The sequence below is a fragment of the Gulosibacter hominis genome, assembly GCF_904842695.1.
Classification (GTDB): Bacteria; Actinomycetota; Actinomycetes; order Actinomycetales; family Microbacteriaceae; genus Gulosibacter; species Gulosibacter hominis.
Genome location: NZ_CAJGWQ010000004.1, coordinates 13,081 through 25,880, shown reverse-complemented (window position 1 = coordinate 25,880; position 12,800 = coordinate 13,081). Strand labels below are relative to the sequence as shown.

General features: G+C 62.3%; 12 protein-coding genes. 9 read left to right on the top strand and 3 right to left on the bottom strand.

From position 1 onward, the window contains the following. Window positions 1-12 precede the first annotated feature (12 nt). Entirely contained in the window at window positions 13-1,521 is a 1,509-nt protein-coding gene (locus tag JMV54_RS04150) for an APC family permease (protein WP_230972807.1), read from the bottom strand. 199 nt (window positions 1,522-1,720) lie between these two features. Then, window positions 1,721-2,635, bottom strand: a complete 915-nt coding sequence (locus tag JMV54_RS04145) for a hypothetical protein (RefSeq protein ID WP_201517687.1) — start codon at window positions 2,633-2,635, stop codon at window positions 1,721-1,723. Between the two features lie 120 nt (window positions 2,636-2,755). On the opposite strand from JMV54_RS04145, the gene JMV54_RS10760 reads away from it, so the two are divergent. The 9 genes from JMV54_RS10760 (at window position 2,756) to JMV54_RS04105 (ending at window position 12,154) form a co-directional block, all read left to right on the top strand. Then, window positions 2,756-2,890 carry a hypothetical protein gene (locus JMV54_RS10760; protein ID WP_269144445.1) on the top strand — a complete coding sequence of 45 codons (135 nt, stop codon included), beginning with the start codon at window positions 2,756-2,758 and terminating at the stop codon, window positions 2,888-2,890. Window positions 2,891-2,906: 16 nt separating this feature from the next. Further along, a complete protein-coding gene (locus JMV54_RS04140; RefSeq protein WP_230972806.1) occupies window positions 2,907-4,484 on the top strand; it encodes a SulP family inorganic anion transporter in 1,578 nt (525 codons plus the stop codon). 52 nt (window positions 4,485-4,536) lie between these two features. After that, window positions 4,537-6,075, top strand: a complete 1,539-nt coding sequence (gene miaB, locus JMV54_RS04135) for a tRNA (N6-isopentenyl adenosine(37)-C2)-methylthiotransferase MiaB (RefSeq protein WP_201517685.1) — start codon at window positions 4,537-4,539, stop codon at window positions 6,073-6,075. Continuing rightward, entirely contained in the window at window positions 6,072-7,016 is a 945-nt protein-coding gene (miaA, locus tag JMV54_RS04130; protein WP_201517684.1) for a tRNA (adenosine(37)-N6)-dimethylallyltransferase MiaA, read from the top strand. Before miaB ends, miaA begins: the two co-directional genes overlap by 4 nt. Before the next feature lie 45 nt (window positions 7,017-7,061). Further along, on the top strand, window positions 7,062-7,910 hold the full coding sequence (locus tag JMV54_RS04125; RefSeq protein WP_201517683.1) for a diaminopimelate epimerase: 849 nt from the start codon (window positions 7,062-7,064) through the stop codon (window positions 7,908-7,910). Between the two features lie 134 nt (window positions 7,911-8,044). Continuing rightward, window positions 8,045-9,232, top strand: a complete 1,188-nt coding sequence (locus JMV54_RS04120) for an ABC transporter ATP-binding protein (RefSeq protein ID WP_201517682.1) — start codon at window positions 8,045-8,047, stop codon at window positions 9,230-9,232. Beyond that, window positions 9,229-10,407 (top strand): polyamine ABC transporter substrate-binding protein, encoded by a 1,179-nt coding sequence (locus JMV54_RS04115; RefSeq protein ID WP_201517681.1) that lies wholly within the window; start codon window positions 9,229-9,231, stop codon window positions 10,405-10,407. Before JMV54_RS04120 ends, JMV54_RS04115 begins: the two co-directional genes overlap by 4 nt. Next, window positions 10,404-11,318: an ABC transporter permease gene (locus JMV54_RS04110; protein ID WP_201517680.1), complete on the top strand. Its 915-nt coding sequence runs from the start codon at window positions 10,404-10,406 to the stop codon at window positions 11,316-11,318. Before JMV54_RS04115 ends, JMV54_RS04110 begins: the two co-directional genes overlap by 4 nt. Beyond that, on the top strand, window positions 11,315-12,154 hold the full coding sequence (locus JMV54_RS04105) for an ABC transporter permease (protein WP_201517679.1): 840 nt from the start codon (window positions 11,315-11,317) through the stop codon (window positions 12,152-12,154). The genes JMV54_RS04110 and JMV54_RS04105 overlap by 4 nt, the downstream gene beginning before the upstream one ends. Window positions 12,155-12,188: 34 nt before the next feature. Here the strand turns inward: JMV54_RS04105 and JMV54_RS04100 are convergent, their stop codons facing one another. Continuing rightward, window positions 12,189-12,797 (bottom strand): class I SAM-dependent methyltransferase, encoded by a 609-nt coding sequence (locus tag JMV54_RS04100; protein ID WP_201517678.1) that lies wholly within the window; start codon window positions 12,795-12,797, stop codon window positions 12,189-12,191. Between the last annotated feature and the right edge of the window lie 3 nt (window positions 12,798-12,800).

The window sequence follows — 12,800 nt, the reverse complement described above, 5'->3', positions numbered from 1 at the left end:
AGGGGCTGGTGGTTACGAGTTTGCCGGCTCGTCGATGAGCGGATCTTGTTCGGTCAGTCGCGCGCCGATGCGCTGTGCCAGTGCTGGTTTTGATAGCACCGCGATCAGCCCGATGAGACACCAGGCAGCGGCGATCCAGGGGAAGTAGGTGTACGGTGCTTCCTGACCAGCGACCTGGACGACGTAGACCCAGACGAGGAATGCCAGGCCGAGCACGGGCACCACGATTTCCCACTTGGGGATGGGGGAGCCCTGACGCAGCGAGTAGCCGATCACACCGATTGAGGTCATGCCGTAGGCGATGATCATGCACAGTGTCGCGATTGTTGCGTACCAGTAGTAGGCGTCGACGCTGGTGGCACCGAACAGGCCGAGCACGATGGTCATCAGCGCGGTGAGGATGACCGTGAAAATTACCGCGACGGTTGGCACCGCGGTCTTGGGGTTGCGGTGGGCAAATGATTTGGGGCCGAACCCGTCGCGTGCCAGGGCGAACAGCAGTCGCGATGCGGCAACCGTTGAGCTCAGGAATGAGGCGAAAGCGACCAGGAACGCGATGATCGAGATGAGCACCGAGAACCACTTGCCAATGTAGGTCGATGACAGCTGCGTGAGTGTGGAGGCCGAGTTGGCAAAAGCGGAGACTCCGGCTTCGTCGGTGCCGAACCCGATGGTTTGCGCAAACATAACGAAGACGTAGACGAGACCGCCGATGAACACCGCCAGCGTGAGCGCTCGCGGCACGACACGGCGGGGATTTTCGGCTTCTTCACCGAGCGCGGTTCCCGACTCAAATCCCGCCCACGAAAGGAACGCGAAAACGGCTGCGGTCATAACGGCGCTAATTGGGGCGCCATCCGGTGTGAATACCGACCAGTCGATACCGGTTGAGACAGGGGCGTCACCGGAGCCGACGCGGAACAGGATGACGATCGACAGCACCACCATGGCGGCGATGCCCAGGAAACCGATGGCGAGCAGCGTGCGCGCGGTGACTGCTGATTCACGCAGGTTGAGTGCGAGGGCGGCCACTGCCACCACGGCGGGCACTGCGATCCAGAGCATCGGGGGCAGTTCGACTCCGAGTTCGGCCATCATCGCTTCGAAAAACACCGAGCAGGCGCCGGCAATACATGCCGCGAACAGCAGGTAGGTACCAAGCAGTGCGAAGCCGCCGAAAAATCCGGCGCGCGGGCCGAGAGTTGAGCCCGCCAGCGCGTAGACCGAACCGGCGTGTGTGAAATATCGGGTGAGCCGGATGAATCCGTAGGCAACCAGGAACGTTCCGATGAACGAAACCAGGAAAGTGAAGGGAACGGCCTTGCCGACGAGACCGGCAACACCAATTCCGTTGAGTGACATTGCCATAACCGGGCCCATGAACCCGATTGAGATGGCTGCGACTTCCCACGTCTTGAGCGGTCGCTTGGGCTGTTCTGCCGTGGATGCTGTCGGCGTCGTTGCTGACATATCGTCTCCGATGCTGGTGGTCGATTGCCCGTCATTGGGTGAATCAAGCATTACGTAGATACTTGATCTCGTCAAGCATGTAACGAATGTTACGAAACTGAATGTTGCGAACACGTGCGGCCGGTCGCATCCAAAAAGCGATCGGGGCACCGCTGTCGCAGTGCCCCGATCGCTAATCACGCCGCGGTCTCACAGCCCGCGTGCCAGAACTGCCTAGGTCGCCGGCACTGTCGGCGCCGGCTCGGTCTGCCTAGGTCGCCGGCACGGTCGGTGCCGGCTCGGTCGAATCGACCCCGTCGTTGATGAGCTCTTCAACGTTTGCCGGTGGCTCCCAGTCGAGATACACATCATCGGGCTGCGGGAGGCCGCACTGGTTGATCTCCATCTGCACCTGTTTGGTGAGCCGCGACTTACCGGCATCGATTGCATCCTGCACCGTACCGACCACGATTTCTTCCGCCGTCGAAGTTTTTTGCAACGGCGACACCTCAGCGCACAGGTGGTACACCTCGCCACCCTCGACCCAGTACACCTCGTCCTTGCCGGTCATCGCGATGACGCGCTGCTGATCCCACTGTGCCTCGGCAGTGCGCTGTTCGATCGACGGCGGATTCCAGTCGATGCCAATCAGTACCGCAATTGCCATAACGACCACACCGATCACGCCCGCGATGCTCTTTTGTTTCTGGTCCATGTCTTTGTTCAAGAACACGAGTACGACCAGGGGCAAAAACGCGACCACCGTGATGATGGCGCCGAGCTGGTTTTGAATGAAGAACCGCACCGGGTCGCGCTTTGAGGCCGGATCAAGTCGGTTGGCACGCTTCCACAGCAGCGAGCCCGTCACCGCGAGCGCGCCGATTGCCACTACCAGCACGATCAAAAACACGAGCGCCCAGCCGGGGAACCCTTCGTCTCCCGTATCCCAACCAAAGGCCACACCGATGTGGGCGCGAGAGTTCGAGTTCAACAGGCCGAAGATCGCGAAGGCTTCGAGGCCAATCGCAATCACCCAGCACACAATCGCCCAGATGCGCAGATTGCGTGCCCAGCGCTTGGCCTCGTCGGTTGCCCGCCAAGTCGGCTTATCGGCGCCACCATCCGCAGCGCTGCGTTCGCGCTTCGGAGCGCGCACAATCTTTTTATTGCTCTGCTGCTCGGCCACGTTTTTCCTCTCAAAATGCAGTTGGGAAATAAGCAAACTACCGCTCGAAATCCTACCGACGAACCGCACCGATGTCGCAGCACGCGGCGCAGCCGTGCCGCCAGCGCTGGCTACTATGAGTTGCAGCCGAACCGGGTCGCGGTGCCGCAGCTGCATCGCGACAAGCAGCGAAGGAATCTCTACATTGTCGACCCCCTCGAACACATCGGTGCCGCGGGCCAACAGCCTGGCACGATTGTTGCCATCGGCGAGTGACTACTCTGAATTGCGCTTGAGCTGGCGGGTCGATATCACCGCCGGTGTGACCGTCGCCATCGTGGCGCTACCACTGGCGCTGGCATTCGGCATCTCATCGGGGGTATCGGCCGCGGCGGGACTTGTGACCGCGGTGGTGGCGGGTATCGTGGCCGCAATTTTTGGTGGCTCGAATGTGCAGGTGTCTGGCCCAACCGGAGCGATGGCGGTGATTTTGGCGCCGGTGGTTGCCGTTCACGGTGCCGGTTCGGTGCCGCTTTTGGCAATCATCGCCGGGGTCATGCTCGTTGTGATGGCACTGAGCGGCCTCGGGCGCGCGGTTTCGCTGATTCCCTGGACCGTGGTCGAGGGATTCACGCTCGGTATCGCCATGATCATCTTTTTGCAGCAGGTGCCGATGGCGCTCGGCACCACGGCCGAGGTCGGGTTGAACCCGGCGGTTGCGGCAGTCGCCGCATTCGGGGATGCCGACTGGTCGGTAGCGGCGCAAACCCTCGGCATTGTGGCGGGAGTGTGGGCGCTCATCCTGCTGTTGCCCAAAATCCATCCAATGATCCCCGGCAGCCTCATCGGGGTGATTGTTGCCACCGTTGTTGTGGTGGTTACGGGGATGCAGGTGCCAACAATCGGTGCGCTTCCCACCGCGCTTCCGGCGCCGCAGCTCCCCGCATTCGATCTCGCGATGCTCGGTGATCTGGCCGCGCCCGCGGTGGGAATCGCGATTTTGGCAGCGATTGAATCGCTGCTGTCGGCGCGAGTTGCATCCCGTATGGCCGACACCGGCCCCTATGCACCCGACCGCGAACTCAGCGGGCAGGGGCTCGCCTCGATCGCTTCGGGGCTCTTTGGCGGAATGCCGGCAACCGGTGCTATCGCGCGCACCGCGGTGAATGTGCGCAGCGGTGCCCGTACCCGCGTCAGTGCAATATTGCACGGCCTGTTGCTGCTGGTGGTGATCTATTTTGGCTCGTCGCTCGTGGCGCACATCCCACTTGCCGCGCTCGCCGGGGTGCTGATGGCCACCGCCACCCGCATGGTCGCCCCGACCACCTTCCGGGCCCTGGCGCAGGCACCGCGGACGGATCTGCTGGTGTTTGCGATCACCGCGCTGATTACCGTTGCGTTTGACCTCATTATTGCGATCGAAATCGGCCTCGTGGTTGCCGCCGTGATTGCCCTCAAGCAGGTGGCAGATCAGGCGGGTGTTCGTCGTGAAGATTTGCCCGGCGAACAGCAGCCCGGAGACGAACGAATTGCGCTGGTGCGCATTGATGGTGCCATGTTTTTTGGTGCTGCCGAGCGGCTGCGCCGCGAATTCGACAGCTTCAGCGGCATCGAAGTGGTCATCATCCGGCTTTCGCGCCTATCGGGGCTCGATTCGAGCGGTGCGAACACGCTCGTGGAAGTAATCGAAACATTTGAGCATCGTGGCGTGACGGTGCTACTCAAAGGGCTCCAGCCCGAGCATCGAAAAGTGGCGGATGCGTACGGTGTGCTCGGTGCCCTGCGGAGCGACAAGCATGTTTTCGACAGTATTGAGGATGCGGTCGAGCACGCCCGTAGTCACATCCGACGCGGCCCGGCGCGGCAATAGTGCCCCGAGACGGATGCGGTGCCCGCATCCCGCGCCGTAGACTAGCCACACTATGACCGAAAGCCCCACGACTATTGCGCCGTCGCCGGCATCCCGGAATGAGGATGGCAGCCAGCGCACGTTTTATGTCCGCACCCTCGGCTGCCAGATGAACGTGCACGACTCTGAGCGGATGACCGGCTCGCTGCTCGCCGCCGGTTACGCGCAGGGTGAGCCGGACACCGCCGATGTGATCGTCATCAACACCTGCGCGGTGCGCGAAAACGCGGCCAACCGGCTCTACGGCAACCTCGGTCAGCTCGCCGCCGTGAAACGCGAGCACCCCGGTATGCAGATCGCGGTGGGCGGCTGTCTGGCGCAGATGCATCAGGATGAAATTGTGCGCCGCGCCCCGCAGGTGGATGTGGTGTTCGGCACCCACAATATGGGGTCGCTGCCGGTGCTGCTCGAGCGCGCCCGCCACAATGGCGAGGCCGCGGTTGAGCTGCTGGAGTCGCTCGAAACCTTCCCCTCGACGCTGCCCACCAAGCGCGACAGCACCTATTCGGGGTGGGTGTCGATTTCGGTTGGCTGCAATAACACCTGCACGTTTTGCATCGTGCCATCACTGCGCGGCAAAGAAAAAGACCGCCGCCCCGGCGACATCCTCGCCGAAGTGCAGGCGCTGGTCGATCAGGGCGCTATCGAGGTGACGCTGCTGGGGCAGAACGTCAACTCGTACGGTGTCGAGTTTGGTGACCGGCAGGCATTCAGCAAGCTGCTGCGCGCCTGCGGCGAAATCGAGGGTCTCGAGCGGGTGCGGTTCACGAGCCCGCATCCGGCCGCCTTTACCGATGACGTGATTGATGCAATGGCCGAAACCCCGAACGTGATGCCGCAGCTACATATGCCGCTGCAATCGGGTTCCGACCGCATCCTGCGCGAGATGCGCCGCTCGTATCGTTCAAAAAAGTTCCTCGGGATTCTCGAGCGGGTGCGCGAAAAAATGCCGCACGCGGCTATCACCACCGACATCATCGTTGGTTTCCCGGGCGAGACCGAAGAAGATTTTGCCGACACGATGCGGGTGGTTGAGCAGTCTCGGTTCTCGAACGCGTTCACCTTCCAGTATTCGATCCGTGAGGGCACCCCGGCAGCGACGATGCCAAATCAGGTGCCGAAAGAAGTGGTGCAGGAGCGCTTCGACCGACTGGTTGAGCTGCAGCACCGCATCTCGCTCGAAGAAAATGAAGCACTTGTCGGCACTCGGCAAAAGCTGCTGGTATCGGTGGACGAGGGCAAAAAAGATGACGCCACGCACCGGCTCACCGGCCGAGCCGAAGACGGGCGCCTGGTGCACTTTTCGCTCCCCGAGGGCAATGAAACCCCTCGCCCCGGCGATTTTGTCGAGGTGGAAATCACCCGCGGCGCCCCGAGCTATCTGGTCGCTGACGGCGCCGAGACGGTGCCGGTCATTCGCACCCGCGCCGGGGATGCGTGGGATGCGGCTCAGGCAGAATCGTGCGGCACCTCGGGTGGCGGCGAAACAGGCGGACGCGCGGTAAACCTCGGCTTGCCAACGCTGCGAATTGGGGCACCCGGTCGGCCGTGACCAGTGAATTGATTGTTATTGGCGGTGCCACTGGCACCGGCAAAACCGCGCTCTCGCTCGATGTTGCCGAGCGGTTGCAAGCGCTTGGTCGGCCCGCCGAGATCGTCAACGCGGATGCGATGCAACTGTATCGCGGTATGGATATTGGCACCGCGAAGCTGCCGGCTGCGCAGCGGCGAGGCATCCCGCATCACCTGTTTGACGTGCTTGACGTTACCGAGCCGTCGACGGTGGCCTGGTATCAGCGCGAGGCGCGCGCCCGTATTGACGAAATTATCGGCCGCGGTGCGGTGCCGATTTTGGTTGGTGGATCGGGGCTGTATATTGCCGCGGTGGTGTTTGAGCTGAACTTCCCGGCGCGTGACCCGCAGGTGCGGGCCGATCTTGAGCGTGAACTTGAGCAGTGGGGGCCGGGGATGCTCTACCGGCGGTTGGCGGAGTTTGACCCCGAGGCTGCCGAGCGTATCGACCCGCGCAATGCCCGCCGGGTCATCCGCGCGCTCGAAGTGATTCGCATCACCGGCGAAAAATTTTCGGCGCAGCTCCCCGAACAGGACAATTGGTGGCGGCCAACGAGCGTCGTGCTGGTTGAACGCGACCGTGCCGAACTCGTTGCGGCACTGGACGCGCGCGTGGTGGAAATGTGGCGTGCGGGGCTGCTTGACGAAACTCAGCGGCTGCTGGATGCGGGGCTCGTTGCAAGCTCGACCGCGGGCAAAGCGATCGGCTATGCCCAGGCGGCACGGCAGCTGCGGGGCGAACTCACCGAGGCAGAGGCGATTGCCGAATCACAGCTGTTGACCCGCAAATATGCTCGCCGGCAGGTGTCGTGGTTCCGGCGCTATGAGAGCGCGCTGCGGCTTCCGGCAGGCGATGCGTGGGGTGCGCAGCGGGTGGTCGAGTTTGCTGGGTTTGCGGCCGGCGATGGGCCCCACGAATAACTGGCGCGACCGTTATCGCCAGCGCGCGACAAGCACGACTCTGGGATGATTGAGGGCATGATCCTGCCCCGGCCATTCACCAAAATCGAATCGAACGGCAACGACTACGTTGTTGTGCTCGATGAGCGGTACGAACTGGAACTTGACTCCGAACAGATCGCCGCGATCTGCGACCGGCATCGGGGCATTGGCGCGACGGGCCTTGTGCGGCTGTCAAAAACCGAGCCGCTGCACGGCGACGCCCCGCAATGGCTCGTCGATGCGCGCAATGCCGACGGCACGGTGGCCGAGCTGCGCGGGGATGAGGTGATTGCCGCCGTCGAACGCCTGGCCGCAAACAACGATGTTCCGACAGTGATTTCATCCCGTGCCGGCGAGCTCGAAATCACCCGCAGCGGTGACCAAACCCGGGTTGCGCTCGGTCGCTGGCGGTTGGCTGGCGGCGAGCCACTCGTTGCAGCAACGCGGCTCGATGTGCCGCGCCCCGGGCTCGGCGTTGAGCTGTGCACACCGCATGTGGTGGTGGCGCTTTCGAGCGCCGAAGAACTAGACCAGCTTGATTTGCGCGACCGGCCCGAGCTTGATCCGGCCCCCTTTGATGATGCGACCGTGGTGTTTGTGGTGCCCGGCGATCCGCTCATCCAGGCCGGGCGAGGCTGCCTGGCGGCGCGCGTGTATGACCGGATGCTTGGCGAAGTGCCCGGCGGTGCGGTGGCGGCGGGTGCAGCGGCGCTCGCGGTGCGCTACTGGGCAGGCAGTGGTGCGCCGCGGCAGTGGGAGGTGCGCGGCAATTTTGGCACCAATGGTGTGTCGATTGAACTCACCGAGCAGGGCGAGACGGTGAGCGTGACAGGCAGTGCGAGGCGCATGTTTACGGGGGAGTGCTGCGAGTAACCGGCAACTGACCGAGCTTGCCGATCGATGCAGAGCGGCCGCATCCCGTCGACATATACCGTCTAGTTGGTATAGTGACTACACCTTGCTGAAACTCAGCAGTTCTTACGACGGTGTAGGAGGGGGTACCGACGATGCGTACCGCAGGAGACAACCAGCAACCAAACGGTGATATCGCCGTTCGGCTCGAGTCAATCACCAAGGTCTACGGCGACCACGTCGCGGTTGACAATATTTCGCTCGATATTGAAGCGGGCGAGTTTTTATCCCTTCTCGGCCCATCGGGATGCGGAAAAACCACGACCCTGCGCATGATTGCCGGATTTGAGCATCCCGATTCGGGAAGCATCGAGCTCGGCGGGCGCAATGTGGTTGGCGTGCCGCCGCACAAGCGCGAGGTCAACACCGTTTTTCAGCAGTACGCGCTTTTTCCGCACCTCTCGGTCGCTGAAAACGTCGCGTTCGGTTTGCAGCAGCGCAAGACCCCGCGGGCAGAAATTGCCGAGCGGGTGTCCGAAGCGCTCGACATGGTGCAGATGCGCAAGTTCGCCGACCGCAAACCCACCATGCTCTCGGGCGGGCAGCAGCAGCGCGTTGCGGTGGCACGAGCGCTCGTCAACCGCCCGGCGGTGCTGCTGCTCGACGAACCCCTCGGTGCCCTCGACCGCAAGCTGCGCGAAGAAATGCAGCTCGAGCTGAAGCTGCTGCAGCGCCGGCTCGGCACCACCTTCGTGTTCGTCACCCACGACCAGGCCGAAGCCCTCTCAATGAGCGACCGCATCGCCATTATGCGCGCCGGCAACATCGAGCAGCTCGGCACCAGCCAAGACATTTATGACCGTCCCGCAAGCGCCTATGTGGCCGCATTCGTGGGGCAACAAAACTTCTTTGACGGCACGCTCGACTCGGCCACAGAAATGACCTCGGGGCTCGTGCGGCTCGCAGCCAGCCAGCCCTCGGCAGCGGGCGACCTCAAGCCGGGTGTCGAAGTGCGTGGCGCCGTTCGTCCCGAATTCGTGAGGTTCGCCCGCTCCACCGGCGAACCTGCCGCGGTGAACACCCTCGAAGCCAGCGTCAGCGGTTTTGCCCACCAGGGCGAGACGATGCAGTACCTCTTCCAGGCAAACGACGGCAGCACCGTGCTCGCACGGCAACCGGTGGCAGCACGGGGCGATCTCGAACTCGGCGACCGGGTGCGGCTGAGCTGGGAACCCGAACACGTGCGTATTTTTGCGGCCGATCCCGACCTCGAGAAGGTGCGCGGGCAGATCGACGCCAACCTCTCCACCCAGACGATCGCGGCGATGGGAACGGGACGATGACAGAGCGCCAACCCATTCGCATCCTCGCAAACGCCGTCTCGGCGCCACGCATCCGCGCCGATCTCACCCGCCGATCGTTTCTCGCCACGTTCGGTGCTTTTGCCGCATCGGGTGCGCTGGCGGCCTGCGCCGGGCCGGCACGCGAAACCCGAGCCGGCGTTGACGGTGAGCCCATTGAAGACAAGCTCTTGATGTACACCTGGGGCGAATATGACGACCCGGAGGTGCTCGATGAGTTTCGCGATACTTTCAACACCAATTTCATCATCGACGCTTTTGGCTCGAACGAAGAGCTTATTTCAAAGCTCGTCGGGGCTCGGGGCACCAGCGGCTACGACATTGTGGTGCCCACGGGCGGTTATATCGGTGCGATGGCCGAACACGGGCTCATCGAACCGCTCGACCATTCGCTCATCCCGAATATGAAACATGTGTTGCCCGAGCTCATGAGCCAGCCCTGGGACCCCGAAAACAAATATTCGATTTTGAAATCGTGGGGCACCACCGGGTTCGTGTACGACACCACCAAAATCAAGCGCGAGTTGAAAGATTGGAACGACTTTTTTGACTGCGCGATGAATGAAGCATCGGGCAAGGTGTCAATGATTGACGACCCGCAGAGCCTGGTGGGTACCTATTTTTGGGCGAACAAATACAGCACCAACGACGACAATGCTGCGCATTTTGATGAGGCTGAAGACTTCCTCGTCAATAAGCTCGCCCCGCATATTTCGGCCTTCGATTCCTATCCGGGCTCGGGTGCGATTCCGCAGGGAACGCAGTGGCTTTTCCAGAGCTGGAATAGCGACGCGCGGCTGGGAATTCTCGAATCGCCCGACCCTGAGCGTTGGCGTTGGGTGGTCGGCGCGCCGCACAGTGAGCTGTGGATGGATAACTGGTGCATCGCCGCCGGTGCCCAGCACCCCAAAGCTGCTCACGCCTTCCTCAATTTTGTTCTTGAGCCCGACGTTGCCTATCGCGAAGTCGACTACATCGGTTCGGATGTGGGCGTTCAGGGCCTGCGGGAGCGCGCCGAACAAGAGGGGATGGAGCTACCCGAAATGGTCTTTTTCGACGCCGACCAGGTGGAGAGTTTCAAGGTCATGCTGCTCACCGAGAGCCAGCAGCGCTTCGTTGATATTTGGAACGCAGTGAAGGGGAGGGCAGCAAATTGACCTCGACAGCAACTGTAACCAAGCGCCGCCAACGTGGTGGACTGCTCGCGCTTCCCGCCGCCGGTTGGCTGCTCGTGTTCTTTTTCATCCCGGTATCGCTGGTGCTGTTCTACAGCTTCGGTGAAAAGCCCGATATTTTTGAGACTCACTCAAACGAGGTTTTCACCTTCCAGCGGTATTTGGAGGCGCTCACCGGGTCGAACCTCGGGATCTTGCTCAACAGCATCTGGATTGGCCTGGTAGGTACTTTCCTGTGCCTGGCAGTGGCTATGCCATTCGCCTACTGGCTCGCCACAAAGGCCAATCCAAAACGGCGCGGGCTCTATCTCGCACTGGTGCTGGTGCCGTTTTGGACCAACCTGCTGGTGCGCACGATCGGTTGGCAAATCATCCTGGCACCCGAGGGATGGCTTTCGCAGTGGCTTATGGGCGCGGGGCTGCGGGCCGAGCCGCTGGGGCTGCTCAACACTCGAGAAGCCGTGTTGATCGGTGTGGTCTACAACTATTTGCCCATGATGATCCTGCCGCTGTATGTGGCCTTCGATCGAGTGGCCGGTAATCTGCGCGAAGCAAGCGCTGATCTTGGTGCCGGCCGCGTGGCAACCTTCACCCGTGTGACGCTCCCGATTGCCTGGCCGGGCATCCTGGTGGCCATCCTGCTGGTGTTTATTCCGCTCATGGGTGACTACATCACCCCGACAGTGCTGGGCGGTGCGCAGGGCTCGATGATCGGTCAGCTGGTCGCCAGCCAGTTCCAAACTGCCCAAAACTGGGCGCTCGGCTCGGCCATGGCCGTGCTGCTGGTCGTTGTCGTCCTGCTCTTGGCCGCCGGAATCTGGCTGCTCACCAAATTGATCGCACTGCCATTCCAGCGCCGCTGGCGCGTTTCGATTGAGGAGATGAACTCATGAACCGCACATCGGGAAGCACGCGGCTGCTCAATATTTGGGCGGTGCTGATTTTTATCTTCCTGTTCCTGCCCATCGTCGTTATCGTCATCTACTCGTTTAATCAGGGGCGCCTGCTGGTGTCATTCACCGAGCCCGGTTTCGGCGCTTACGAGTCGGCCTTCGCGAACGAACGGATCACGAGTTCAGTGGTGGTGACACTGCAAAGCGCGGCCTGGTCGGCGCTGCTGGCCACGCTGCTCGGCACGCTCGCAGGGTTGGCGCTCGCGCGACGCGGCGGTAAATGGGCGCCCTGGCTGGTGCTCGGTCTGGGCCTTGTGACCGTCACCCCAGAAATTGTGGATGCGGTGTCGCTGCTACCGTGGCTGGTCACGCTCGGGCAAGATCTGCACCTCGGGATTTTTAATAACGGCATCGTTCGTCTGGTGATCGGTAATTCGCTGTTCGCCACCGCGGTGGTGACGTTCATTGTGCGGGCGCGATTTGCCGGCCTGGATGAACGGCTTGAAGAAGCCGCCGCCGACCTGTTTGCGCCGCCGGCGGTGGTGTTCCGTCGCGTGACGCTGCCGCTGGCAATGCCCGCGGTGCTTTCGGGCGGGCTGCTTGCGTTCACGCTCTCGCTCGACAACACGGTGATTTCATCGTTCGTGCAGGTGTCGGGATCGACCCCGTGGCCGGTGTACATCCTGTCGACCCTCAAAACCGGGATGCGGCCAGAACTTGCCGCGATGTCGACAGTGATGATCGTGCTCACCCTCGCGGCACTCGCAATTGTCGCGATTGTGCTGCGTCGATCGGGCGAATCGACGACCGATATCGTTAAGACGATGGCCGGTTAGTTGGGACGCGCCGAGTGCGGCTGAGCTGGCCGAGCTAGCCCAGCCGCTCCACTCGCAGCACCCGAAAACCGCCGCTGGTGGATGCGCGGGAGACGTCAAAACCGTCACCCAGCGCATCCGCCAGCCGTCGCTGCAGCGAATCGGCGCCGAGGTTTTTACCGACCACATACCAACCGACACCTCCCGGTGACAGCCGCCGGTTCCAGGTGAGCATGAGTTCATCCAGTGCCTGTTTGCCGATGCGGATCGGCGGGTTTGACCAGATCACATCAAACATCACGCCATCGGGAATTTCATCGGCAGTGACCGCACGCACCCGCTCGAGATTGTGGCGTGCAGCGTTTTCGGCGGTCAGCTCGAGCGCGCGTGCGTTCACATCCAGCGCCCAGACCTCGAGTTCGGGCGATGCCAGCGCGAGCGACAGCGCGATAGGGCCCCAACCGCAACCCAGATCGAGCGCATTGCCTTGCAGCGGGGGGTTGGGCACCTCGTGCAGCAGGATGTTCGTGGCTTTGTCGAGCCGGTCGCCACTGAACACCGATGCTGCAGTGCTTACCCGCACTGGTGTGCCGCGCAACTCCACCTCGATTTCGCGGCGACGCTCATCGGTGTCGGGGTCGGCATCAAAATAGTGCGAGGTCATAGC